Raw genomic sequence first — 25,712 nt, 5'->3', positions numbered from 1 at the left:
GACGCGGGGCGTCGGCTTTCGGGCGGGAAGGCAAGGCGTGCTTTCGGCTCTGAGCGGACGTCAGATGCTCCCCCTCAGGGGGAGCTGTCGCGGAGCGACTGAGGGGGCAGCGCGGGCCTGAGTTCAGTAGAGCTCTATCGAGGCCAGCGCCGCGCTGCCCCCTCCGGCCCTCCGGGCCACCTCCCCCTGAGGGGGAGGATCTAATGTCCGCAACCCACCCTAGTCGGACATTAGGTCGAAGGTAGAAACCACTCGACTTTGGCCGCCGAAATATTCAGTGCGCCGCTTCGGCTAAGTTCATCCCAGGGTTCGGATGCGGTGTCGTACTCGATGAGAACGTACTCGCGACCGCACGTCTTCCAACTCATGCAAGGCGCGCGGTTAGGCTGCTCGTCCCAAGGTGCCTGGGTCAACCGTTTCAGCATGTCGACGGCATCCGACTTTGCTTGGAACTCGCCGATGATTTCGCAGTGAAGCTCGTCTTCGATCACGAATGTGCGGGGAGAACCGTGGGTCATCGGTCGAGCTTAGCAGCGCTAGGTCCGACTTCCACCCTTCCCAGCCGCCCGGAAGCTCCGCTCCCCGCCGCGAAGGCCACCGGCCGATCACGGACGCGGCGCGGATGGCCCCTCCACCACCCGCCGCTCCAGCGCCGGTTGCCCGTGCCGCGCGGCCATGATCTCGCCGATCACCGCCACGGCCACCTCGAACGGGGCCTTGCCGCCGAGGTCCAGACCGATCGGCGCGCGCAGCTTGGCGAGATCGCGATCAGTCAGGCCCGCCGCCTTCAGGCGCTCAACCCGCTCGCCCAGCCGACGCCGCGCGCCCAGCAGGCCGACATAGGGCGCGGGCGACGGCAGGGCGGTCAGCAGGGCGGCGTGGTCGATGTCCAGGTCGTGGCCGCAGATGGCGACGAAGGTCCAGGCGTCGAGGCCGAGGTCGGCCAGGGCGTCGTTGGCCGCATCCCGGCTGTAGGTCACGCCGGCCAGGGGCGGCGGCGCGGCGGGGCCCTTGGGCCGGATCAGGAAGGTCTCGAAGCCGGACTGCGCGCCCAGGCTGGCCACGGCGAGGGCCGTCGGGTCGCCGCCGACCACCACGAGCCTCGGGACCGGGTCATAGGCGCGCTCGAAGGCGCCGGGCCAGGGGGCCATCGGCTCTTCCAGGCACTGGCGCCGCTGCCCGTCGCTGGCCCAGAAGGCCGGGAGGCGAGCGTCGGCCAGTCGCAGCAGGGTGGCCGCCGCCGGGTCGCCCGGCGCGATGCGCTCGACCAGGATCTCGATCCGGGCGCCGCACAGCAGGCGGATGTCGGGCCACGGACTACCCTCGCCATAGATCAGCCGACGCGGCGCGCCGTCCTCGAGGCAGGCCAGGGCGTGACCCTCGACATCGGCCTCGATGCAGCCGCCCGACAGAAAGCCGGAAACAATATTTTTTCCGAACACCATCTGCGTCCCGACCGGACGCGGGCCGCCGCCACCCAGGGCGACGATGGTGGCCAGGGCCGCCGGACCGGCCAAAAGCGCCGCCCGCAGGGCGGGTCGGGCGTCATCGGCCATGCCGTGAAGGGGCCAGTCGGCGGCCGTTTGAAAGCTGTTCATCCCCCTGACTTTAACCCCTCGGCAAGGTTCCAGAAACGCCTTCTTCAAACCTTGGCGCGTAGGGTCAGCGAACACAGGTGTCGTTCCTTACGGATGGTCATGCCCATTTCGGTCTCAAAACTTGGTCTCGCGGCCGCCCAGTTCGGGCTCGACGGCATGACGTCGTCGCCGCGCGGCCGCTCGCCTGAAGCCGAAGCGCGCGACATCCTCAGCATCGCCGACCGTTCGCAGCTGTCGGTGCTGGACGTTTCGGGCGTCTATGGCCGCGCCGAATCCATCCTGGGCGACCTCATTCCCCGTCCGGTCAATTTCCGCGTCACCCTGTCGACCGCCCGCGCGGACCGGGGTCCCGACTTCGTCGAGGCCGAGGCTCGCAGCAGCCTGCGCCGCCTGGGCCTGGAACGCGCCGACGCCATCATCGTCCAGACGCCTTCGGACCTGTTCGGCCCGCACGGCGCGGCCCTGTGGGATCGCCTGGCCCGCCTGCGCGACGAAGGCCTGTTCCAGAAGGTCGGCGTCTCGGCCCATGCCAGCGACGATCCGGTGGGCGTGGCCCGCCGCTTCAAGCCCGACATTCTGCAAGCTCCGGCCTCCTTGCTCGACCAGCGCCTGCTGGCCGACGGCTCCCTGGCCCGCATCGCCGGGATGGGCGTCGAGGTGCAGCTGCGCTCGATCTTCCTCAATGGCCTGCTGTTCCTGCCGCCTGATCGCGTGCCGGCCCAGCTGAAGGGCGCCTCGGGCCGCCTGTCGCGCGTGCGCCGGATGATCGCCGAGGGCCGTTCCGATCCGCTGCAGGCCGCTCTGGGTTTCGCCTTGTCGCGTCCCGAAGCCAGCGCCGTCCTGGTGGGCGTCACCTCCGCCGCCGAGCTCTCGGCCGTGGTCGCCGCCGCCTCCAGCCCGCCGCCGGATCTGGACTGGGACGACATGGCCATCGACGATCCGGTCGCCCTCGACCCGCGGCGTTGGGTCGCTTAGGCGACTCCCCGAATCAAACCCGACAGTACGAAGCCTGCCCAGATCCAGCGGTCGCACCAGCGGCGCTGGAACATGGTTTATGGCGCGTAAGTCTTTGATTCACTCGACTTTTATCATTCCCGGCTAGGCTATGCGGAACAACTGCTTTCAGGGGAGAGCGTCGTGATCCTTACCGTCCTGCAGGCCCGCATGGGGTCCCGCCGCCTTCCGGGCAAGGCGATGGCCACGCTCCAGGGCGAGCCGATGATCATCCGCCAGCTGGAGCGCCTGCGCAGCGCCCGCTGTCCGACCAAGATCATCGTCGCCACCAGCACCGACCCCTCCGACGACGCCCTGGCCGGCTTCGTGGTCTCGCGCGGCTATACCGTCCATCGCGGGGCCGGGGCCGACATCCTTGACCGTATCGCCCGCTGCGCCGAAGCCATCAGCTCGGTCAGCCATGTGGTGCGGGTCAAGGGCGACGCGCCGTTCGTCGATCCCGGCATTGTGGACGAAGCTGTCCGCCTGGCCCTGGCCAGCGGCGCCGCCTACACCTCCAACCACGTTCAGCGCACCTATCCGGCCGGTCTGGAGGTCGAGGTGATCACCGCCAACGCCCTGCGCGTCGCGGCCGCCGAGGCGCGCGATCCGACGGCCCGCGTGTCGCCGACCGCCGCCATCCGCGACAATCCGGCCCGTTTCAGCCAGGCCCACCTGAAGGCCCGCCGCGACTGGTCGCACCTGGACTGGCGGGTCAAGACGGCCGCCGACCTGGCCTTCGCCCGATCGATCTACAATGCCCTGCATCCGGTCGATCCCGGCTTTGGCATGACCGACGTGCTGGATCTGGTGGAAAGCCATCAGGACCTGGCGCGGTTCGCGGCCTAGCCTTAAAATCCGCTCTTCCCGGCGAAGGCCGGGATCCAGATGCAAGAACGCCCGCGTTCCTCAGGGGATCGCGGGCGTCTTTGCATGCGCCTCACAGCGCTACGATCTGGGCCCCGGCTTTCGCCGGGGAGAGCGGTGTGTATTTATGTTATTTCCACGCCCCGTAGGGATCGACCGACGGCTTGCCCAGCGCCTGGGCCACGGCCGGGTGGGTCAGCTCGCCCTTCAGAACATTGAGACCGCGCGCCAGGTGGAGGTTGGTCTTCAGGGCATCCAGGCCGTGGTCGGCCAGGGCCAGGCCGAACGGCAGGGTGGCGTTGCCCAGGGCTTCCGAGGAGGTGCGCGGCGCGGCGCCGGGCATGTTGGCCACGCAGTAGTGGACGACGCCGTCGACGGTGTAGGTCGGCTCGGCGTGGGTGGTCGGCTTGCTGGTCTCGAAACAGCCGCCCTGGTCGATGGAGACGTCCACCAGCACCGAACCCGGCTTCATCTGCTTGAGATGCTCGCGACGCACCAGCTTGGGGGCGGCGGCGCCGGCGGTCAGCACGGCGCCGATGATCACGTCGGCCTTGAGGATCTCTTCTTCCACGGCCGCGAAGGTCGAATAGCGGGTCAGGATGCGGCCCTGATACAGGTCGTCCAGTTCGCGCATGCGCGGGATCGAGCGTTCCAGCACCACGACCTCGGCGCCCAGGCCGGCGGCCATGCGCGCGGCGTTGGAGCCGACCACGCCGCCGCCCAGCACGGCCACTCGGGCCGGGGGCACGCCGGGCACGCCGCAGAGCAGCAGGCCCATGCCGCCATTGTGCTTGAGCAGGGTCTCGGCGGCCGAGAACACGGCGATCCGGCCGGCCACTTCCGACATCGGGGCCAGCAGCGGCAGGCCGCCGCGCGCGTCGGTGACGGTCTCATAGGCGATGGCCGCGCAGCCGCTGTTCAGAAGGCCTTCGGTCTGGGCCGGATCGGGGGCCAGGTGCAGATAGGTGAACAGGATGTGGCGGGGTTCCAGCTTCTCCCACTCGATCTTCTGGGGTTCCTTGACCTTGATGATCATGTCGGCGCCGGAAAACACCGCCGCGGCGTCGGCGGCGAGGGTCGCGCCGGCTTTCAGATAGGCATCATCGGCATAGCCGGCGCCGAGACCGGCCCCGGACTGGACCAGAACGCTGTGGCCGTGGCCGACATATTCCCGGACGGCCGTGGGGGTCAGGCCGACGCGGTGTTCGCCGGGTTTGATCTCTGAAGGGACGCCAACGCGCATGATGATTTCCTCCTGAAGGATTTTGACGCCAATTTACGCCTCTTGGCCTGCAGGTTTCTTGGGGATTTCGTGCGACGAGAACTGTGGTATGCAGGAATCCTGCGTCAAATGGGTAAGGCATGAAGAAACCCGCCGTTGAACTCGACAGCTTTGACCGGAAGCTCCTGACTCTGCTGCAGCGACGGGGGCGGGCCAGCTATGTGGAGATGGCCGAGGCCGTGAACCTGTCGGAGTCGGCCTGCCTGCGCCGGGTGCGCGCCCTGGAAGAAGCCGGGGTGATCGGGCGCTATGCGGCCGTGATCGACGAACGCGCCGTGGGCCTGCCGCTCAGCGTCTTCGTCACCGTGACCCTGTCGTCCCAGGCCGAGGCCACCCTGAGCGCCTTCGAGAAAGCCATAGCCGGCGTCCGCGAGGTGGCCGAGTGCTATCTGATGACCGGCGGCTCGGACTATCTGTTGCGGCTGGTGGTGCGCGATGTCGACGACCTGGAGCGGGTTCATGCCCAGGAGCTGACGCGGATTCCCGGCGTCGTCAGGGTCAGTTCCAGCATCGCCCTGCGCACTGTGGTCAAGCGCGCCGAATTGCCGCTGTGAGGCCGGGGCCAATACCTACGGTCGGTTAACCTTGTCGTTCTAGTGCTAGGCGTCGACAGGAAAATCCGCGTCGGGGGACGAGATGGTTTCGAGAAGACTTCTGCTGGGCGCCCTGGCGTCGGGACTGGCCGGAACGCCGCTGGCCGCCCTGGCCGAGGGTGACGATCACCACGCGCCGGCGCCGCGCAAGGCCGCGCCCCGGCCCAAGCCTGCCGCCGCTCCGCAAAATTCTCATGGAGCCGCAGCCGCGCCGGTACGCTCGACCGTCGCCGAATATCCCAAGCCGGCCGAGACCCATGCGCCCGAAGTCCTGATCGATCCCAACGAAGCCCTGGGCCGCCTTAAGCACGGCAACGCGATCTTCGCCCGCGGCGGCGCCAGCATGGCCCTGCCCAGCTGGGCGCGGATCAACGAGCTGTCGAACGGCCAGAAACCTTTCGCGATCGTCGTGGGCTGTTCCGACAGCCGCGTGCCGCCGGAACTGGTCTTTGACTGCACCCTGGGTGAGCTGTTCGTGGTCCGCACGGCCGGTTCGACCGTCAGCCGCGAAGGCCTGGGCTCGATCCTCTACGCGGTCGAGCATCTGGGCGCGCCGCTGATCGTGGTTCTGGGCCACACCAAGTGCGGCGCGGTCGGGGCGGCGGTGGATGTCGCCACCAAGCACGCCCACCTGCACGGCGCCCTGTTCGACATGGCCCTGCCCATCCTGCCGGCCGTGATCGAGGCCGGAGAGAGCCGTCCGGCCGACCTGCAGGACGCCTCGATCCGCCAGAACGCCAAGAACATCGCCGAACGTCTGAAGACCGCCGACGAGGCCTTCAGCAGCCGTATTGCGGCGGGCCGCCTGAAGGTGGTCTCCGCCGTCTACAGCCTGCAGACCGGTCAGGTCGAATTCATGGGCTAAGGCCCCGTTGACCCGCCCCCCCGCTTCACGTCACATCGATTTTCGAACGTGGTGAACCGGGGGATTGTGGAATGTCGATGGACGAGACGCCGCCCGCGAGCGGTTCCAGCGATCCGACGCCCGTTTCCCAGCCCACGCTGATCGAGCGCCTGAAGGCGCGCTGGTCCGCTGACGCGCGCGTGCGCATCGCGGCCATCGCGACCGGCGCGCTCGTCATCGGCTTCGGCGGCGGCCTGCTGACCGGCAAGGCCGGCGATCTGGGCTGGTTCGGCGGAAACAAGAGCGCCGTCGCCTCGGCCCCGGTCAAGGGCGAGGCCTGGTCGCTGTTCGGCAAGCCCCGCTCGGCGGGCGCCCCGCGTCGCGGCATCCCCAAGCCCGCGGGCTTCGCCGTCTGGCAGAGCCGCATCGACAGTTCCGGCCAGGACCCGATGGCCTGCGTGCGGATGACCAAGGACCTGGATCCGTCAAAGCCCTATTCCGACTATGTGATGGTCACGGACGAGGTGGGCCGTACGGTGGCCTTGCAGGTCAAGGGCGACGAACTGTGCGTCGACGGGGTGGGCTTTACCGACCATCGCGTCACCCTGCTCAAGGGCCTGCCCGCCAAGGATGGCGAGACCCTGGCCGCCAATGTCGATGTCGATTTCACCTTTGGCGAGAAGCCGCCCTATGTCGGTTTCGCCGGCGACGGCGTGATCCTGCCGCGCGAGGAGTCCGACGGCGTCGGCATCGAGACCATCAATGTCCAGGCCCTGGCCATCGAGGTGTGGCGGGTTTCCGACCGCAACCTGGTCCGCAAGTCGATCAGCGCGCCCGATCCTACCGGCGAAGGTGACTGGGCGGGCGACTATGGCGACGACAGTGTCGGCGAGGACGGCCGCCGCGTCTGGAAGGGCGTTGTGCCCGTCACCGGCGCGACCGGCCAGAAAGCCACCACCGTCTTCCCGCTGGGCGCCGTGCTCAAGGACATGAAGGCCGGTGGCTACATGATCAAGGCGCGCGACGCCTCGGGCGGTCGTAATCCGGACGAGGAGGGCGACACCCCGCCCGCCCAGGCCCGGCGCTGGATCGTGTTCACCGACATGGCGATGATCGCCTATGACGGTTCGGAATCCCTCGACGTGGTGGTGCGCTCGCTGAAGAGCGCCAAGACGATCGCCGGCGTCCGCGTGGCCCTGGTGGCCAAGGACGGCGAGGATCTGGCCGAGGCCAAGAGCGACGCTGACGGCCGCGTGCGCTTCCTGCGTCCCTTGCTGGAAGGCGAAGGGTCCGAGCGCGCCAAGATGGTCATGGCCTATGGACCGCAGGGCGACCTGGCGGTGCTGGACCTGGACCGCTCGCCGGTCGACCTGTCCAAGCAGGGCGTCGGCGGCCGTGAGGGCGCCACCGCCGGCCGTTCGACCCGCACCGACATCGACGGCTATCTCTATGCCGACCGCGGCATCTATCGGCCGGGCGAGACCGTCCACCTGACCGCCATGGTCCGCGACCGCTTGGCCAAGGCCGTAAACGACCGCAAGGGCGAGATCGTGGTCAAGCGCCCCTCGGGGGTCGAGTTCAAGCGCTATCCGTTCAGCGGCGCCAAGGCCGGCGCCGTGCTGGCCGATATCGCCCTGCCGCGCTCGGCGCCGCGCGGGCGCTGGGTGGCCGAACTGAAGATCGAGGGCATCGAGGCCGCTTCCGGCAGCCTGACCTTCAGCGTCGAGGACTTCGCGCCGCAACGCCTGGCGGTCACGGCCACGGGCCAGGAGTCTATCCCGCTGGGCGTGGGCGAGACCCGCAAGGTCGATGTCTCGGCCCGCTTCCTGTATGGCGCGCCGGGTGCCGGCCTGCAGACCCAGGGCGAGGCGCGGCTGCGCGCCGACGCCGATCCCTTCCCCGCCTACAAGGACTATGTCTGGGGCGACGCCGACAAGCCGTTCGAGGAGAAGTTCCTGGAACTGGGCACGACGGTCACCGACGGCGAAGGCCGCGCGGTGCTGTCCGTCTCCAGCGATGTGGCCGGCGACACGGCCCAGCCGCTGGTCGCCGCCGTCACCACCTCGGTGTTCGAGCCGGGCGGCCGTCCGGTGCGCGAAGGCCTGGACCTGAAGGTCCGCGCCAAGCCGCTCTATTTCGGGGTCAAGGTCGACCAGGGCGACAGCGCCAAGGGCGACCCGCCGATCAGCCTGAACCTCATCGCCGTCAACGCCGCCGGCAAACGGGTGGGCGCCACCGCGACCTACACCCTGATCAGCGAGAACTGGGACTATGACTGGTTCCAGCAGGACGGCCGCTGGCAGTGGCGGCGCACCAGCCGCGACGCGGTGGTGGCCAAGGCCACGGTGAACATCGGCGCCGGCGATCCGGCCCGCTTCACCCGTCGACTGGGCTGGGGCGACTATCGCCTCGTGGTCGAGGGCGCCGATGGCTCCCGCACCGTCACCCGCTTCGCCGCCGGCTGGGGCTCGCCCGCCAAGGACGCCGAGGCCCCCGACTTCGTGCGCGTCAGCGCCGGGACCAAGGCCTATGTCCAGGGCGACACGGTCGAGATCACGCTGAAGCCTCCCTATGCGGGTGAAGCCCAGATCGCCGTCGCCACCGACCGCCTGATCGACCTGAAGACCGTCACCGTGGGCGAGAACGGGACGACCGTGCGCCTGAAGACCTCGGCCGCCTGGGGTGGCGGGGCCTATGTGATGGTCAGCGTCATCCAGCCGCGTGACCCGGTCGCCTCGCCCAAGCCGCGCCGCGCGCTCGGTCTGGTCTATGTGCCGCTGGACCCCAAGAGCCGGAAGCTGACCGTCGATCTGGGTACGCCCGTGAAGATCGACTCCAAGGCCCCGGTCGAGATCCCCGTGGCGGTGAAGGGCCTTGGCCTTGGCCAGCGCGCCCACGTCACCATCGCGGCGGTGGACGAAGGCATTCTGCGCCTGACCCGTCAGGACAGTCCTGATCCGGTGAAATGGTACTTCGGCAAGCGCGCCCTGGGCGTCGACTATCGCGACGACTATGGCCGTCTGCTCGATCCCAATCTGGGCGCGCCCGCCAACGTCAATTTCGGGTCCGACGAGGTCGGGGGCGAGGGCCTTACGGTCACCCCGATCAAGACTGTCGCCTTGTGGTCGGGCGTGGTCGAGACGGGCCTCGACGGCAAGGCGGTGATCAAGCTGCCGGCCGCCGACTTCAATGGCGAGCTGCGACTGATGGCCGTGGCCTGGACCGACAACGCCGTCGGCTCGGGCTCCAAGCCCCTGACCGTGCGCCAGCCGGTGGTGGCCGACCTCAATCTGCCCCGCTTCCTGGCCCCCGGCGACAAGGCCATGGCCACGCTGGAACTGCACAATGTCGAGGGCAAACCCGGCGCCTATACCGCCGAGGCCTTCTCGACCAATGGCCTGAAGGTCACCTTCAAGAAGGTGTTCCAGCTGATCCTGGGACAACGGATCGCCGAGAAGATTCCCTTCCTGGCCCCCGACGTCACCGGCATCGGCAAGATCGGCTTCAAGGTGGCCGGTCCCGGTTTCGCGACAGCCAAGGACTATCCGATCCAGACCCGCCTGGGCTGGGGCGATGTGGTGCGCACCACCACGGAACTGCAGCAACCGGGCGCGGCCTATACGCCTTCCTACGCCCTGATGAGCGGCCTGGCGGCCGGGGACGTGACGCTGCAGGTCAGCTATTCGCCGTTCAAGGGCTTCGACCCGGCGGCCATCGCGGTGGCCCTGCAACGCTACCCCTATGGCTGCACCGAGCAGCTGGTCTCGACCGCCTATCCGCTGCTGTACGCCCAGAGCCTGACCAGCGATCCCAAGCTGAAACGCACCCCGGCGGCCCTGGCCGGCGCGGTGGGCAAGCTGCTGGACCGCCAGACCCTGGACGGCGCCTTCGGCCTGTGGCGGGTGGGCGACGGCGAGGCCGACGCCTGGCTGGGCGCCTATACGACCGACTTCCTGCTGGAAGCCCGGGCCCAGGGTGTGGCCGTGCCGGACGCCGCGATCGACAAGGCCATGAACGCCATGCGCCAGATCAGCCGTCCTGACGGCTGGGCCTCGGTCTCCTACCGGATGGAATATCCCGAATGGTGGGCGGCCACGCCCGAGCTGTCCAAGAAGGCCACCGAACGCATGCGCCGCCGGGCCTCGGCCTATGCCCTCTATGTGATGGCCAAGGGCGGCAAGGGCGACCTGGCCCGCCTGCGCTGGTGGCACGACGTGCAGATGAAGGACGAGGACCAGCCGATGGCCAAGGCCTATGTCGCCGCCGGCCTGGCCCGCATGGGCGACAACGCCCGGGCCCGCTCGGCCATGCGCCAGGCGGTCAAGTCGCTGGGCTATCGCGATAATCAGGACTGGTACCAGAGCCCGCTGCGCGATGTGGCGGGGCTGACCGCCCTGGCCGTCGAGTCGGGTCAGGGCGACATCGCCCGCCAGCTGCAGGGCCGTCTCGAAAACGTGGTCAAGGATCCCGACGCCCTCAACACCCAGGAACAGGCGGCCGTGCTGCACGCGGCCTTCGCCCTGCTGAAGGCGGCCGGGCCGATCTCGATCGACGCCAAGGGGGCCATGGCCCTGCCGCCGGCCGGCGGCGCGCCGCGCTGGGCGGTGGGCAAGCTGGCTGACAGCCGCTTCACCAACACCGGCAAGGGCGCCTTGTGGCGGACGGTTAGTGTTCGTGGCACGCCGACCGCCGCACCAGGGGCATCAGCCAATGGCCTGTTCGTCAGCAAGCGCCTGCTGTCGATGACCGGGGCGGCGGTGGATCCCGCCACGATCCGTCAGGGCGACCGGATCATCGTGCTGGTCTCCGGCCGCTCGATGCAGGCCCGCTCGACCGCTCTGGTGGTCGACGACGCCCTGCCGGCCGGCTTCGAGATCGAGACGACACTCGGCGCCGATGACGCTCAGAACGGGCCCTACCGGTTCCTGGGCGAACTGACCGGCGCCGACGTGCAGGAAAGCCGCGACGACCGCTTCATCGCGGCCCTGGACCTGGAGGGCAACAAGCCCTTCGCCCTGGCCTATGTGGCGCGGGCGGTGACGCCGGGCGAGTTCTTCCTGCCGGGCGCGGTGGCCAAGGACATGTACCGGCCCGCGATCACCGCGCGCTCGGATGCCGGCCGGGCGGTGATCGCGCCGGGGCAGTGAGTCAAGATGGACTGGCGTAACATAGCTTGTCATCCCGGGCGGCCGTCGGCCGACCCGGGACCCAGGGGCCGGCGCACCGCGGCTGCCCCTGGGTCCCGGCTCTCCGCTTCGCTGCGGCCGGGATGACAAGATTGAGTTTTTTGGGGGAAGGGCGAGGCAAATACGTCCCCCGTCTGACCAAGGCCCTCGTCGCCCTGCTGGGCGTCCAGGTCGTCCTCGCCACCCTCAGCGCCGTCTTCCCACCCGACATGACCCGCGCCCGGCAGTCCTCGCCGGTGGCGCTGGACCGGCGCGGGGCATGGCTGCGGGCTCTGCCGGTGGAAGACGGCCGCTGGCGAATCCGGGCCGACCTCGACCGCACCGACAGGGCCTTCCAGAAGCGCCTGATCGCGGTGGAGGACGGGCGGTTCTACAGCCATCTGGGCGTTGATCCCCTGGCGGTGGTCCGGGCGTTCGGCTCGGCGGTGGTCCACGGTCGCCCGACCTCCGGCGCCTCGACCCTGACCATGCAGACCGCCCGCCTGCTGGAGCCGCGGCCGCGCAACCTCGGCTCCAAGCTGATCGAGATGATCCGCGCCGTGCAGCTGGAATCGCGGCTGACCAAGCGCGAAACCCTGGCCCTCTACCTGACCCTGGCCCCCTATGGCGGCAATCTGGAGGGCGTGCGCGCCGCCAGCCTGGCCTATTTCGGTCAGGAGCCCTCCAGCCTGACCGACGGCCAGCAGGCCCTGCTGATCGCCCTGCCGCAATCCCCCGAAGCCCGGCGGCCCGACCGTCGACCCGAGGCGGCGCGGCTGGCCCGGCGGGCGGTGCTGGACAAGATGGTTCGGGCCGGCGTGCTCACCGAAGCCGCCGCCGTCGAGGCCGAGGCCGAACCCCTGCCGCGCCGTTCCCCGTTCCCGGCCCTGGCCTGGCACGCCGCCGGCGAGCTGGCCCGCGCCGCGCCAGCCTCGCAGGCCAGCGTGATCACCACCCTCGACGCCGACCTGCAGGCGCGGCTGGAGCCGATGGCCGCCGCCATTGCGGCCTCGCAAGGCGCCGACGCCACCGCCGCGATCCTGGTGGTGGAAATCAAGGGCCGGGCGGTGCGGGCCGCCGTTGGCTCGGCCGGGCGCGAGCGGGCCGGGGGCTGGGTGGACATGACCCGCGCCCTGCGCTCGCCGGGCTCGGCCCTGAAGCCGTTTATCTACGCCATGGCCATGGATGATGGGCTTGTGGCCGCCGACACCCAGCTGACCGACAGCGCCACCCGCTTCGCCGACTATCAGCCCGAGAACTTCGACCGGGTGTTCCATGACAAGGTCACGGTGCGCGAGGCCCTGACCCATTCGCTGAACGTGCCCGCCGTGGCGACGCTGGAGCGGCTGGGTCCCGAAGCCTTTGCAGGCCGGATCGAGGCGGCCGGCGCCCATCTGGCCCGGCCGAAGTCGGAGCTGAAGGCGGCGGGTCTGGCCCTGGCCCTGGGCGGAGAGGGGATCACCCTGCGCGACCTGGCCCTGCTGTATGCCGCCCTGGGCGACGGCGGCCTCGCCAAGCCCCTGGCCTGGACGCAGGCCGACGCCAAGCTACGCGAGACATCCGGCGGAACCCGACTGGTGCGACCCGAGGCGGCGGGGCAGGTGCTGGACATCCTTCGAGAGGCCCCTGCGCCGCGCGGCCGCGCGCCCTCGGCCCTGACCCGGGGCGGGCCGGCCATGGCCTTCAAGACCGGCACCTCCTACGGCTTTCGCGACGCGGTGGCGGCCGGCGTGGTCGGCGGCTATGCGATCATCGTCTGGACGGGCCGGGCCGACGGCGGCGCGCGCGGCGGCCTGACCGGACGCGACGCCGCCTTGCCGCTGCTGTTCGATGTCGCCGACGTGGTGGGGGCGCCCGCCGCCGCGCCGCGCCCGATCGCGCCCAAGCTGGCGCCCGAAGCGCTGCAGACCCTGCGCGCGCAGACCGAAGGCCCGCGCCTGATCTTCCCGCCGGACGGCGCGGCGGTGCAGGTCGAGGCCCTGGGGTCAGGGTCGCGGGGACTGGTGCTGGCGGCCGGCGGCGAGGACCTGACCTGGTATGTCGGCGGGTCGCCGCTGGCGGCCGATCCGGTCAGCGGCCGGGTGGTCTGGCGGCCAGCCGCGCCGGGATTCTACCGGTTGTCCGTGGTGGACGGACAGGGGCGCAAGGCGTCGGCGCGGGTGCGGATCAAGGCGGGGTAGAGCTCACCTTTCCGTTGTCATCCCGGAAGCCTCGCAGAGGCTATCCGGGACCACGGCAAACGCGGCGCTTCCTGCGGTCCCGGCTCGGCGCGCTTCGCGCTTGGCCGGGATGACAGTGTTTAGCGGCCTCAGATCACCCCGCCGGCCACCCGCTCATAGTCTTCCCGGCTGGAAATGCCGACGTTCAGGTCGTTCACCAGCCCGTTGGCCAGCGAATAGACCCAGCCATGGACGGCCAGGGCTTGGCCGCGCGCCCAGGCGTCCTGCACGAAGACGTCGGCGGCCACGTTGCGGACCTGGCGGATGACGTTCAGCTCGCACAGGCGGTTGAGCTTTTCCTTCTCGCCCGGCAGGGCGTCCAGCTCGTGGCGGTGCTCGGCATGGACCTCGCGGATCGGGTGCAGCCAGTGGTCGACCAGGCCGCGCCGCTTGCCGTCGATCGCCGCCGCCACGCCGCCGCAGCCATAGTGGCCCACGACCATCACGTGCTTGACCTTGATCACATCGACCGCGAACTGCAGCACGCTGAGATAGTTGGCGTCCTGCGGCGGGGCCAGGTTGGCGACATTGCGGTGGACGAACAGCTCGCCGGGATCCAGGCCCACGATCTCGTTGGCCGGCACGCGGCTGTCGCTGCAGCCGATCCACAGATATTCCGGGCTCTGCTGGTTTTCGAGCCGCTTGAAGAACTCCGGATCGACCTGGGTCTTGCCCTTCGACCAGGCGGCGTTATTGGCCTTCAAGTCTTCAAGCATTCTGGGCATCCGGTTGAAGGTTGGGGTGGGCGGCGGCGATGGCCGGATGTTCAAGAGCCCGGGCCACCGCAGCCTTGATCGCGGGGAACGGCGTCATGTCCACGTGGAAACGGGCGGCGTTATAGACCTGTGGGACCAGGCAGCAGTCGGCCAAGCCGGGGGTGTCGCCGAACGCATAGCCCTTGCCGTGCCGCGCCACCATCGGCTCCAGCGCCGCAAAGCCGTCGGTGATCCAGCGCTGCGCCCAGGCGTCGCGGCCGTCCTGGTCGACGCCCAGGCCGGTCAGGGCGCGCAGGATGCGCAGGTTGTTCACCGGGTGGATGTCGCAGGCGACGATCTCGGCCATGGCCCGCACCGTGGCGCGATCAAACGGGTCGGCCGGCAACAGCGACGCGCCCGGAACCGCCTCGTCCAGCCATTCCAGGATCGCCAGGCTCTGGGTCAGACGGCGGCCTTCTTCTCCAGGCAGGGCGACCTCAAGCGTCGGCACCAGGGCCTGGGCATTGAGGGCGCGATAGGCCTCGCCCTGGTGCTGGCTCGACACCAGATCCACGGGCTGGACGGCATAGTCCAGGCCCTTGAGGTTCAGGCCGATGCGCACCCGATAGGGCGCGCTGGCCCGCCAGGCGCTGTGCAGGATGAGCTTCATGGCGCGCTCCTAGAGCATTTTCGAGCGAAGTGGATACCGGTTCGCGTGAAGAAAATGCGTTAAAACGAAGATCTAGAGCTCCGGCCTGACGCAGTCAGGATGGAGCTCTAGGCCAGGGTGAAGGACAGTTTGCCGACGCCCTCGACCTCACCCTCCACCCTGTCGCCGCGCACGATGGCGCCGACGCCCTCGGGGGTGCCGGTGAAGATCAGGTCGCCGGCTTCCAGCCGCCACAGCTGGCTGGCCTTGGCGATCACCTCGGCGACGTTCCAGATCATGTCGGCGATCTCGCCGCGCTGCTTTTCCACGCCATTGACCGACAGGAAGATCGCGCCTTCCGGCGGCAGGCCGCTCATCGGGCGGATGGCGGAAATCGGGGCGCTGGCGTCGAAGGCCTTGCCGGCTTCCCACGGATGGCCCTTGGCCTTGGCGGCGTTCTGCAGGTCGCGGCGCGTCAGGTCGACGCCGACCGCATAGCCGAACACCAGCTTGATGGCCTGATCGGGGGTGAGGTTCTCGCCGCCGGCCTTCAGGGCCGCCACCAGTTCGATCTCGTGGTGCAGGTCCGCCGTCGCCGACGGATAGGGCACGGTGGTCGGCAGGGGGACGACGGCGTCGGCCGGCTTGGCGAAGAAGAACGGCGGATCGCGCGTGTCGGCCCCCATTTCGCGGGCGTGGGCGGCGTAGTTGCGACCCACGCACAGGATGCGGCGAACGGGAAAGACCTCGGACGATCCCTCGACCGGGACCACGGGAACAGCGGACGGGGGAAAGGCGTATGTCGTCATGGCGCCTGATTAGCCCCAAACGGCGCGCTTCAAAAGCACCCTGCCCAGGTTATCGCCTATCAGAAATCATCCCGAGACCGGGGACGCTTAAACGTTCTTTCACTTGCCCCCGTCCTCGCCGTCGAGTCATGACGGGTGTGGGGAATACTGGGCGTCTTTCCATGCGGGGGCTGTGAGCGCGCGAATGCTGATCATCGAGAACCTGACTCACGTCTATGGCAACGGCGTTCGCGCCCTGGACGAGGTCAGCCTGACCATACCGCGCGGCATGTACGGCCTGCTGGGCCCGAACGGCGCGGGCAAGTCGACCCTGATGCGCACCATCGCCACCCTGCAGGCCCCGACCTCGGGCCATATCCGTTTCGACGACATCGACGTGTTGAAGACGCCCGAGCTGCTGCGCCGCACCCTGGGCTATCTGCCGCAGGATTTCGGCGTCTATCCGCGGGTCTCGGCCTACGACATGCTCGACCACATGGCGGTGCTCAAGGGCATCGCCAACGCCAAGGACCGCAAGGAAACGGTCGAGAGCCTGCTGGGCCAGGTCAATCTGTGGGGCGTGCGCAAGAAGGCCCTGGCCGGGTTCTCGGGCGGCATGCGCCAGCGCTTCGGCATCGCCCAGGCCCTGATCGGCGATCCGCGCCTGATCATCGTCGACGAGCCCACCGCCGGCCTCGACCCCGAGGAGCGCAACCGGTTCCTCAACCTGCTGGCCGAGATCGGCGAGAACGTGGTGGTGATCCTGTCGACCCACATCGTCGAGGACGTCTCCGACCTGTGCCCGGCCATGGCGATCATCTGCGACGGCCGCATCGTCAAGCAGGGCGCGCCCAATGATCTGGTGGTCCAGCTGGCCGGCCGGGTCTGGCGCAAGACCATCGACAAGGCCGAGCTGGAAGCGGCCAAGGCCCAGTATCAGGTGATCTCCACCCGCCTGCTGGGCGGCCGCACGGTGATCCACATCCTGGCCGACAGCGATCCGGGCGACGGTTTCACCGCCGTCGAGGGCGGGCTTGAGGACGTCTATTTCTCGACCCTGTCCACCACCCGCCGCGCGGCGTAGGAGGCAGCGGGATGTTTCGCAAGATCGCGGGCTTCGAGCTCCGCTACCAGCTGAAGTCGCCCGTGTTCTGGGTGGTGGCGACGGTGTTTTTCCTGCTGACCTTCGGGGCGGCGACGATCGACCAGATCCGCATTGGCGGCGGCGGTCAGATCCACAAGAACGCCCCGTTCGCGATCGCCCAGACCCACCTGATCCTGTCGATCTTCTACATGTTCGTGACGACGGCCTTCGTGGCCAATGTGGTGGTCCGCGACGACGAGACCGGCTTTGGGCCGATCCTGCGCTCCACCCGGATCGGCAAGTTCGACTATCTGTACGGCCGCTTCACCGGGGCCTATCTGGCGGCGGCGATCTCGTTCCTGGCCGTGCCCCTGGCGATCTTCATCGGTTCGTTCATGCCCTGGGTCGACCCCGAGCGCCTGGGCCCCAACCTGGTCGAAGCCTATCTGTTTTCCTATTTCGCCCTGGCCCTGCCCTCGATCCTGCTGACCTCGGCGATCTTCTTCGCCCTGGCCACGGTGACGCGATCGATGATGTGGACCTATGTCGGCGTCATCGCCTTCATGGTGGTGTGGATCATTGCCGGCATCGCCCTGGATCGCCCGGAGTTCGAAAAGACCGCCGCCCTCTGGGAGCCCCTGGGCACGGCGGCTTTCGGTCTGGTCACAAAGTACTGGACCGCCACCGAGCGGAACTCGGTCACGCCGGCCCTGACTGGCGTGCTGCTGTTCAACCGCCTCTTCGCCCTGACCCTGTCGGCGGGGTTCCTGGCGGCCGCCTACTGGCTGTTCCAGATCCAGTCGGCCGCGCTGGCGGGTGATCGCAAGGTCAAGGCCCACAAGGGGCCGGCGCCGATCGAGGCCCTGCCGGCCACCCTGAGCGGGCCGGTCGTTCCGCGCTATGATCGCCAGACGGCCTGGGTCCAGCTGATGGTCCGCACCCGGCTGGACATGGGCCAGGTGTTCAAGAGCCCGGCCTATTTCGTGCTGCTGGCCCTGGGCCTGGCCAATGCCATGGGCTCGCTGTGGTTCGCCACCGAGGCCGGACGCTATGGCGGCGAGATCTATCCGCTGACCCGCGTGCTGCTGACGCCACTGATGGGATCTTTTGGTCTCATCCCGATGATCATCGCCATCTACTATTCGGGCGAACTGGTCTGGCGCGAGCGCGAGCGCAAGACCCACGAGATCATCGACGCCACCCCGGTTCCGGACTGGGCCTTTGTCGTCCCCAAGACCCTGGCCATTTCGCTGGTGCTGGTCTCGACCCTGCTGGTTAGCGTGCTGGCCGCGATCATCAGCCAGCTGGCCCACGGCTATACCCATCTGGAGCTGTCCAAGTACCTGCTCTGGTACATCCTGCCGCAATCGGTGGACTGGGTCCTGCTGGCGGTGCTGGCGGTGTTCCTGCAGGCGATCAGCCCGCACAAGTTCATCGGCTGGGGCCTGATGGTGATCTACATGGTCGCCACCATCACCCTCTCGAACCTGGGTTTCGAGCACAAGCTCTACAATTTCGGCGCGGTCACCGACACGCCCTTCTCCGACATGAACGGCCAGGGCAAGTTCTGGATCGGGGCCTGGTGGCTGCGGCTATACTGGACGGCCTTTTCGGTCGTGCTGCTGGTTCTGTCCTATGGCCTGTGGCGTCGCGGAACCGAGGGCCGGCTGTGGCCGCGCCTGGCGCGTCTGCCGAGCCGCATGACCGGCAAGGCCGGCCTGACCCTGGCCCTGGCCCTGACCGTGTTCGTGGCGACGGGAACCTTCATCTTCGTCAACACCAATGTCTGGAACACCTATCGGACCACGATCGACGGCGAGCAATGGCAGGCCGATTACGAAAAGACCCTGCTGCCGTTCGAGACCCTGCCCCAGCCCAAGATCGTGTCGATGATGCTGGACGTGGACCTCTATCCCGATGAACCGCGCGTCAGCACCAAGGGCGCCTATGTCATCGAGAACAAGACGAACGGTCCGCTGAAGGAAATCCATGTCCGCTTCGACCGCGACCTGAAGGTCAAGGGCCTGTCGATCGAGGGGGCCTGGGCCAAGAAGACCTATGACCGGTTCAACTACCGGATCTTCGCCTTCGACACGCCGATGGTTCCGGGTGAGCGGCGCAAGATGAGCTTCATCACCGAGCGCTCGCAGAAGGGCTTCCCCAACAGCGGCGCGGAATCGCGTGTGGTGGCCAACGGGACCTTCATCAACAATCTGGAGATCGCGCCGATCCTGGGCATGGCCCGCGACGGCCTGCTGGTCGATCGCGCCAAGCGCCGCAAATATGGCCTGCCGCCCGAGCGGCGCATGGCCAGGCTGGGCGATGTGGGCTCGATGCAGTTCAATGGTCTGCGCAAGGACTCCGACTGGGTGTCGTCCGACATCACCATCACCACGGTCAGCGACCAGACGCCGATCGCACCGGGCTACAAGGTCTCCGACCTGGTCAAGGGTGATCGGCGCGTGGCGCGCTTCGTCACCGAGGCCCCGATCCAGAACTTCATCTCGATCCAGTCGGCCCGCTACAAGATCGCCAGCGAGACCTACAAGGGCGTCGATCTGGCGGTCTATTACGACCCGCAGCACGCCTGGAACATCGACCGCATGAAGACGGCGATGAAGGTCTCGCTGGACTATATGGGCGCCGAGTTCAGCCCCTATCAGTTCCGCCAGCTGCGGTTCCTGGAGTTCCCCGACTACGCCCAGTTCGCCCAGGCCTATGCCGGCACCATGCCGTGGTCGGAAGGTCTGGTGTTCATCGCCAACTACAAAAATCCCGAGAAGATCGACATGGTCACCTATATCGGGGCCCACGAGATCGGCCACCAGTGGTGGGCCCACCAGGTGATCGGCGCCGACCAGCAGGGCGGGGCCATGCTGTCGGAGACCTTCGCCCAGTATTCGGCCCTGATGGTCATGAAGCGGACCTATGGCGAGAGCCAGATCCGCAAGTTCCTGAAGTTCGAGCTGGACAGCTATCTGCGCGCGCGCGGCGGCGATCCTCTGGAGGAGCAGCCGCTCTACAAGGTCGAGAACCAGCCCTACATCTATTACCGCAAGGGCTCGCTGGTCATGTACCGGCTGCAGAGCGAGATCGGCGAGGCGGCGGTCAACCGCGCCCTGCGCAAGCTGATCGCCGACCACGCCTTCAAGGGCGCGCCCTATCCGACCACGCTCGATTTCATGGCCGCGATCCGCGCCGAGGCCCCGGCCGACAAGCAGGCGCTGATCACCGACCTGTTCGAGAAGATCACCCTCTACGACATAAAGACCACGGCCGCGGACGTGAAGAAACGCGCCGATGGCCGCTTCGATGTGACCCTGACCATCGACGCCAGGAAGATGTACGCCGACGGCAAGGGCAAGGAGACGTCGGCGCCTCTGGCCGAGACCATGGACATCGGCCTGTTCACCGCCGAGCCGGGCAAGAAGGACTTCAAGGCCGACAGTGTCGTGCTGTATGAGCGCCGCCCGATCCGCTCGGGCGTCCAGACCCTGACCTTCACGGTCGCCAAGGCCCCCAAATGGGCCGGGGTCGATCCCTACAACACGGTCATCGACCGCAATGGCGACGACAACACCCTCAAGGTCGGCGGATGAGCGAGAGCGGACTGAAGCTGGATGCGGCGGCGTTCAACGCCTTCCTGCAGCGCGCCTTTCCCGAAGGCGATCCGGCCTCGATGCCCGAGGCGATCGAGGCGTCCGAGGGGCGGGTCCTGATGCGCCAGCCGTTCTCGTCACGGCAATTGCGGCCGGGCGGGGTGATCTCGGGGCCGACCCTGATGGCCATGGCCGACACCGCCGCCTATGCGGCGATCCTGACCCATATCGGCGAGGTGCCGCTGGCGGTCACGACCTCGCTGACGATCCATTTCCTGCGAGGCTGCAAGCCGGGTGACCTCTATGCCGAGGCCACCCTGCTGAAACTTGGCCGCCGCATCGCGACGGTCGATGTCCTGATGTGGACGGAATCGCGCGAGCGAGCCGCCGCCAAGGCGACGGTCGCCTACGCGATTCCGTAGATAAGCTAGTTCACGAAGCCCTTCTTGAGGCCTTCGGCCGTGTTCAGGTGTTCCTGAACGGTCGGGGCCGTGGCGGCGGCGAAGGCCTTGATGGCGGGAGTGTCGCCGTCCTGGGCGTAGCGTTGCAGCAGGTTCAGCATCGCCTGATGGGCGTCGACCTGGCTGTCGGCGTACTTCTTGTCGAAGTCCTCGTTGCTGGCCTTGCTCAGGTCGTCCAGGTCATCCTGCAGGTCCTTGGACAGGGTCATCGGCAGGATGATCGCCGCGCCCGACGCTGCAATCGCCGCCTGCAGGCCTTCGCCGGTCTTGCCGTGCGCGGTGGCCATCTTGCCGGCGAAGGTCTTGACCTGGGCATTGGTCGAGCGGGCGGCGGCCAGCTTGGCGGATTCGATCTCGAACATGTTGAGGTCAGCCGCCTTCATGGCGAAGACATCGGCCTTGGTCTCGTCGGCCACGGTCGGAACGGTGGCGGCGGGGTTGGCGTCAGGCGTGGCGGCCTGTTCCGAAGGGGTCGCTGCGCCCTTGGTCTCGGTCTTGTCGCCGCAGGCGGCGAGGCTGAGGGCGGCGAACGCGGCGCCGACGATGAGGAGATGGCGGGTCATGGCTGTCTTTCCCTGCGCGATTTTTCTAGAGGTTGAAGTCTGGTCGGCGTCACGCGGCGCCGCTCGCATCAAGAACATCACGGGGCCGTGAACGGTTCCCGGAACCCAGGGGAAGATCGAGATGGCCCAATCACCGCTGACCGGATTGCGGGTCATCGAAATGGGCTCGCTGATCGCGGGGCCCTTCTGCGGCCAGATCCTGGGCGACTTCGGCGCCGAGGTGATCAAGCTGGAAGATCCCGGGGTCGGCGATCCGATGCGCCAGTGGGGTCGCAGCAAGCCCCAGGGCCTGTCGCCCTGGTGGCCGGTGATCGGCCGCAACAAGAAATCCGTGACCCTCGACCTGCGCACGGACGAGGGCCGCGACCTGGCCCGCGCCCTGATCGCCAAGGCCGATGTGGTGGTCGAGAACTTCCGCCCCGGCACGCTGGAGGCCTGGGGCATGGGCTATGAGGCCCTGTCGGCCGACCATCCGGGCCTGGTGATGGCGCGGGTGTCGGGCTTTGGCCAGACCGGACCCTATTCGAAGCGCGCCGGCTACGCCCTGGTCGGCGAGGCCATGGGCGGGCTGCGCCACATCACCGGCGAGCCGGATCGCAATCCGGCCCGGGCCGGCATCTCGATCGGCGACAGCCTGTCGGGCCTGAACGCCGCGCTGGGGGTGATGATGGCCCTCCATGCCCGCGACCGCACCGGCCGGGGTCAGGTGGTCGATGCGGCGATCTATGAGAGCGTGCTGACGGTGATGGAGAACCTGATCACCGAATATGACCTGACCGGCTATATCCGCGAGCGGTCGGGGGCTGTGCTGCCCGGCATCGCGCCGTCGAACGTCTATCCCACCAAGAGCGGCGAGCTGGTTCTGATCGGCGCCAACCAGGACACCCTGTTTCGGCGGCTGTGCGACCTGATGGGCCGGCCCGATCTGGCCGACGACGTGCGCTATCGCGATCACGCGGCGCGCGGCGCGCACCAGGGCGAGCTGGACGCCCGCATCGCCGCCTGGACCGCCGACCAGCAGATCGAGGCCCTGCTGCCCCTGCTGGAAAAGGCGGGCATCGCCACCGGCCGGATCTATCGCGCCCCCGAGATGCTGGCCGATCCGCACTTCGCGGCGCGGGAGTCGATCGTCAGCGTGCCCCATCCGGTGTTTGGCCAGGTGAAGATGCAGAACGCCTTCCCGCGCCTGTCGGAAACCCCCGGCGCCGTGCGCTGGACCGGGCCGACCCTGGGCGAACACACCGACGCCGTGCTGCGCGAGGTGGCGGGGCTGAGCGACGAGGCGATCGCGGGTCTGCGGGCGCGCAAGGTGCTGTGACTAAGATCCTCCCCCTTCGGGGGAGGTGGCCCAGAGGGCCGGAGGGGGCCGTCACGGCCGACTTCCAGCTAGCCCCCTCAGTCGCTCCGCGACAGCTCCCCCTGAAGGGGAGCAGCTACCGCCTCGCCCCTAGTGCCGCCCGGTCACATCCGCGATCGCCCGGGCGATCTGGTGCACATTGTACGGCTTGCGCACGATCGGCGCGTCAAAGCCCATGGGTGCGGCCTTGTCGGCATAGCCGGTGGCGAACACGAACGGCCGGCCCTCGCTACGCAGGATCTCGGCCACCGGAGCGACCGACTGGCCATTGAGGTCGGCGTCCAGAACGGCCACGTCAAACACCTGGTCCAGCATCGACAGGGCCTCGCCCAGCTCGGCGGCGCAGCCGACCACCACGACCCCGGCGTCCTCCAGGCCGGATTCCAGCTCCAGGGCCAGCAGCAGGGAGTCCTCGACGATCAGCACCCTCAGGCCGGCGATGGCGCCGGGGCGGATGTTTTCGTCGGCGGCGATCAGGGTTTCGACAATCCGCTCGGGCGCGACCTTTTCAGGCTCGGGCGGCGGTCCGTCGGCCAGAGCCTCCGGCGCGGCCTGGATCAGGGCGCTGAGGCCGCCACGCTTGTATTCCATGCGGGCCCGACCGCCCAGCTCGCGGCCGACCACATCCTCGATCAGGGTCGCGCCAAAGCCGCGCTTGGTCGGCTCGGTTGCGGGTGGACCGCCGGTTTCCAGCCATTCCAGCGCAAAGCCGCCCTCGAGCGTGCGCCGCCAGACGACCTCGACCTTGCCGTTCTCGCTTGAGAGCGCGCCAAACTTCACCGCATTGACGGCCAGCTCGTGCAGGGTCAGCGACAGGGCCGAGGCCGCGCGCGGGGTCAGGAACAGTTCGGGACCGTCCCAGCGGGTCTGGGTGGGGGCCAGTCCGCCCAGTTCGGCGGCGGCGATCCGGGCCAGGGTGGCCCCGCGCCAGCGGGCGGCGCTGAGCAGGTCATGGGCCGAGCTCATCGATTTCAGCCGGCCGGCAAAGGTCTTGAGGAAGACGTCCAGAGACGACGACTTGCGGGCCGATTGGGCGGCGACCGACTGGACGACCGCCAGCAGGTTCTTGATGCGGTGGTCCAGCTCGGCCAGCAGGCTCTCGCGCTGTTCATCCTGCTGCTTGCGGTCGGTGATGTCCTGGATCACGCCGATCAGGCGGGTCGGTTCGCCCTGTTCGTCGAGCGTCATCACGCCGGCGGCGCGGTTCCACTGGATCCGGCCCTTGTCGTCGGGATTGCGGCGGAACTCGACCTCGTAGCGGCCGCGCTTGCGCAGCTGGGCGTCGACGTCGCGCTGGATCTCGGCGCGATCGTCGGCATGGACATAGCGGAACAGCGACTGGCCATCTTCGGCGGGAATTTCGCCGACCGGCAGGTGGGCGATCTTGGCCAGGCGTGGACTGATCCGGTAGATATCGAGCGCGCGATCCCATTCGAACTCGCCCAGGCTGGCGGCGCCGATGGCCAGGGCCAGGCGTTCGCTGTCGAGCGTGCGGACGGTATTGGCTTCACCGGCGACGCGATCGCGCAGCAGGGCCTCCATGGCCAGGGCGGCCAGGTCGCTGAGCGTCTGGCTGGCGTCGGGGTCGATCGCCGTTCGGGGCTGGGGGTCTTCCACGGTCAGAAACCCGACCACCTGGCCGTCGGGATCGATCAGGGGCGCGCAGCCCAGGAAGCCGACACCCGGCAATGTAAGCGCTGTCAGCCGGGCGTCGGTGGCCGCATTCCCGCAGACCAGCGGTTCGCCTTGGGCGATCAGCAGGTCGGCCAGCGATCCGGCGCGACGCGTCACCTCGCCGCCGTGGCCGAAGCCGAGGCTGATCTTGCAATGCAGCTGCGAGCCGCCGATCAGCCACAGCCGGGCGCGCGGCGCATGGAAGCTGCGGGCCGCAAGGCGAATCAGTCGTGTGAAATGGGGATTTTCGCCGGGACGGTCGAAGGCCTTCAGCGCCTTGGTGGCGCGAAGCCGGACGGCTTCCTTGTCGGTGTCGTGCGCGGAATCGGGATCCACCATGTTTTCGACCATAGACTCGCTTCGCGTCAGACGCGAGTGGCGATTCCACAGTGGTGAAGCTTCCAACCCCACGCTATTGTGGAACCGCTCGGTGGGGCTCCGCGTTCACCGGGCTCGACGAGATTGCCAGCCCGTTCTGTTGGCCGCGCCGCGAACCGGAGATGACCATGCCTGCTGATGTCCTGAAGACCGCCGCAAAAGACGCCGAGAAGGTGAAGAACGCCGCTGCTGAAAGCGTTGAACACGCCGAGCGCAGCTTTGTGGAAGCCGCCACGGCCGCCAAGGCGTCGCTGGCCGAGGCCGCCAAGCGCGTCGAGAAATCGGTCGCCGAAGGCCTGGACACCCTGCGCGCCCAGAGCCGCACCTATACCGACACCGCCGGCCAGCAGCTGGACGACGCCCAGCGCTATGTCACCGAGCGAGTGCGCGAACGTCCGCTGACCGCCACCCTGGCCGGGCTCGGCGTCGGCGTTCTGATCGGCCTGCTGATCGCCGGCAACCGCAACAACGACCGGTGATCTTCGAAAAGACCCTGATGACGCTCGCGGCGGCGGCGGCCATAGCGGCTGCCGCTGCCGTCGGCGTGTTCGCGGCGGCCTTTGCGCTGTACGCCGTGGTCGAGACCTGGCTGGGTCCGGCCGGCGCCGCCGCCGTGGTCGCGGCCGTGGCCGCCCTGATCGTGGCCATTGCCGGCCTGATCGCCGCCCGCAAGGCCGAGCAGGGCCAGCCGCCCCGCGCCGGCGCTGCGCCGGAGCCGTTCAGTTTCGCGGAAAAGGTCGTCGACATCGTCAAGGATCGGCCACTGCTGTCGATCGGCGCAGGTCTGGCCGCCGGCATCTTCGCGCTGAAAAACCCGACCCTGACGGCGGCTGTTTTCAAAGCCTTCATGGAACCGCGGCAACCGCCGCGCTAGATCCCCGTTGTCCTTTGCGTTCCCGTCCT

The 25,712-nt window shown here is 68.5% G+C and carries 20 protein-coding genes; 12 read left to right on the top strand and 8 right to left on the bottom strand.

Features of this window, described 5'->3' with window-relative positions; genetic code table 11:
* Positions 1-230 precede the first annotated feature (230 nt).
* The gene (locus ACW176_RS04885) at positions 231-518 is read right to left on the bottom strand and encodes a hypothetical protein (RefSeq protein WP_492111102.1); all 288 of its coding nucleotides are present in this window, start codon (positions 516-518) and stop codon (positions 231-233) included.
* Between the two features lie 87 nt (positions 519-605).
* On the bottom strand, positions 606-1,598 hold the full coding sequence (locus ACW176_RS04880) for an XdhC family protein (RefSeq protein ID WP_492111101.1): 993 nt from the start codon (positions 1,596-1,598) through the stop codon (positions 606-608).
* A gap of 99 nt (positions 1,599-1,697) precedes the next feature.
* Here ACW176_RS04880 and ACW176_RS04875 point away from each other — a divergent pair, with 99 nt between their 5' ends.
* Positions 1,698-2,573 (top strand): bifunctional regulator KidO, encoded by an 876-nt coding sequence (locus ACW176_RS04875; RefSeq protein ID WP_419319212.1) that lies wholly within the window; start codon positions 1,698-1,700, stop codon positions 2,571-2,573.
* A 162-nt stretch (positions 2,574-2,735) separates the two neighbouring features.
* Positions 2,736-3,440: a glycosyltransferase family protein gene (locus ACW176_RS04870; protein WP_492056137.1), complete on the top strand. Its 705-nt coding sequence runs from the start codon at positions 2,736-2,738 to the stop codon at positions 3,438-3,440.
* A 148-nt stretch (positions 3,441-3,588) separates the two neighbouring features.
* On the opposite strand, the gene ald is transcribed toward ACW176_RS04870, so the two are convergent.
* The gene (gene ald, locus ACW176_RS04865; RefSeq protein WP_492111100.1) at positions 3,589-4,701 is read right to left on the bottom strand and encodes an alanine dehydrogenase; all 1,113 of its coding nucleotides are present in this window, start codon (positions 4,699-4,701) and stop codon (positions 3,589-3,591) included.
* A gap of 119 nt (positions 4,702-4,820) precedes the next feature.
* On the opposite strand from ald, the gene ACW176_RS04860 reads away from it, so the two are divergent.
* The 4 genes from ACW176_RS04860 to pbpC all read left to right on the top strand — a co-directional run bounded on the left by ACW176_RS04860 (position 4,821) and on the right by pbpC (position 13,522).
* Entirely contained in the window at positions 4,821-5,294 is a 474-nt protein-coding gene (locus ACW176_RS04860; protein WP_419319209.1) for an Lrp/AsnC family transcriptional regulator, read from the top strand.
* A gap of 82 nt (positions 5,295-5,376) precedes the next feature.
* Positions 5,377-6,198, top strand: coding sequence for a carbonic anhydrase (locus ACW176_RS04855; RefSeq protein WP_492111099.1), 822 nt, complete (start codon positions 5,377-5,379; stop codon positions 6,196-6,198).
* Between the two features lie 71 nt (positions 6,199-6,269).
* A complete protein-coding gene (locus tag ACW176_RS04850) occupies positions 6,270-11,324 on the top strand; it encodes an alpha-2-macroglobulin family protein (protein WP_492111098.1) in 5,055 nt (1,684 codons plus the stop codon).
* A gap of 122 nt (positions 11,325-11,446) precedes the next feature.
* Complete coding sequence (pbpC, locus tag ACW176_RS04845) at positions 11,447-13,522, top strand: penicillin-binding protein 1C (RefSeq protein ID WP_492111097.1); 2,076 nt, start codon at positions 11,447-11,449, stop codon at positions 13,520-13,522.
* A 128-nt stretch (positions 13,523-13,650) separates the two neighbouring features.
* On the opposite strand, the gene ACW176_RS04840 is transcribed toward pbpC, so the two are convergent.
* The 3 genes from ACW176_RS04840 to ACW176_RS04830 form a co-directional block, all read right to left on the bottom strand.
* Positions 13,651-14,277, bottom strand: a complete 627-nt coding sequence (locus tag ACW176_RS04840; RefSeq protein WP_419319205.1) for a carbonic anhydrase — start codon at positions 14,275-14,277, stop codon at positions 13,651-13,653.
* The gene (maiA, locus tag ACW176_RS04835; RefSeq protein ID WP_419319204.1) at positions 14,270-14,926 is read right to left on the bottom strand and encodes a maleylacetoacetate isomerase; all 657 of its coding nucleotides are present in this window, start codon (positions 14,924-14,926) and stop codon (positions 14,270-14,272) included. Before maiA ends, ACW176_RS04840 begins: the two co-directional genes overlap by 8 nt.
* Positions 14,927-15,033: 107 nt before the next feature.
* Positions 15,034-15,714, bottom strand: coding sequence for a fumarylacetoacetate hydrolase family protein (locus ACW176_RS04830; RefSeq protein ID WP_492111096.1), 681 nt, complete (start codon positions 15,712-15,714; stop codon positions 15,034-15,036).
* A 184-nt stretch (positions 15,715-15,898) separates the two neighbouring features.
* On the opposite strand from ACW176_RS04830, the gene ACW176_RS04825 reads away from it, so the two are divergent.
* From ACW176_RS04825 to ACW176_RS04815, 3 genes are read left to right on the top strand one after another with little or no spacing between them, the layout of a single operon-like run.
* Positions 15,899-16,777: an ABC transporter ATP-binding protein gene (locus tag ACW176_RS04825; RefSeq protein WP_492111095.1), complete on the top strand. Its 879-nt coding sequence runs from the start codon at positions 15,899-15,901 to the stop codon at positions 16,775-16,777.
* Between the two features lie 11 nt (positions 16,778-16,788).
* Entirely contained in the window at positions 16,789-20,376 is a 3,588-nt protein-coding gene (locus ACW176_RS04820; protein WP_492111094.1) for a M1 family aminopeptidase, read from the top strand.
* Entirely contained in the window at positions 20,373-20,798 is a 426-nt protein-coding gene (locus ACW176_RS04815) for a PaaI family thioesterase (RefSeq protein ID WP_419319199.1), read from the top strand. The genes ACW176_RS04820 and ACW176_RS04815 overlap by 4 nt, the downstream gene beginning before the upstream one ends.
* Positions 20,799-20,803: 5 nt before the next feature.
* Here ACW176_RS04815 and ACW176_RS04810 read toward each other — a convergent pair whose 3' ends face one another.
* Positions 20,804-21,400, bottom strand: a complete 597-nt coding sequence (locus ACW176_RS04810) for a DUF4142 domain-containing protein (protein WP_492111093.1) — start codon at positions 21,398-21,400, stop codon at positions 20,804-20,806.
* 121 nt (positions 21,401-21,521) lie between these two features.
* On the opposite strand from ACW176_RS04810, the gene ACW176_RS04805 reads away from it, so the two are divergent.
* Positions 21,522-22,718, top strand: a complete 1,197-nt coding sequence (locus ACW176_RS04805) for a CaiB/BaiF CoA transferase family protein (protein WP_419319197.1) — start codon at positions 21,522-21,524, stop codon at positions 22,716-22,718.
* 129 nt (positions 22,719-22,847) lie between these two features.
* Here the strand turns inward: ACW176_RS04805 and ACW176_RS04800 are convergent, their stop codons facing one another.
* Complete coding sequence (locus ACW176_RS04800; RefSeq protein ID WP_492111092.1) at positions 22,848-24,782, bottom strand: HWE histidine kinase domain-containing protein; 1,935 nt, start codon at positions 24,780-24,782, stop codon at positions 22,848-22,850.
* Positions 24,783-24,937: 155 nt separating this feature from the next.
* Between ACW176_RS04800 and ACW176_RS04795 the strand changes: the two genes are divergently transcribed.
* On the top strand, positions 24,938-25,288 hold the full coding sequence (locus ACW176_RS04795) for a hypothetical protein (protein WP_492111091.1): 351 nt from the start codon (positions 24,938-24,940) through the stop codon (positions 25,286-25,288).
* A 17-nt stretch (positions 25,289-25,305) separates the two neighbouring features.
* Positions 25,306-25,683, top strand: a complete 378-nt coding sequence (locus tag ACW176_RS04790; protein ID WP_492111090.1) for a hypothetical protein — start codon at positions 25,306-25,308, stop codon at positions 25,681-25,683.
* Positions 25,684-25,712 lie beyond the last annotated feature (29 nt).

The sequence above is a fragment of the Caulobacter sp. FV1ye13L genome, from assembly GCF_058681155.1.
Note: the sequence above shows the minus strand (reverse complement) of the source record. Positions and strands in the feature narration are given on the sequence as shown.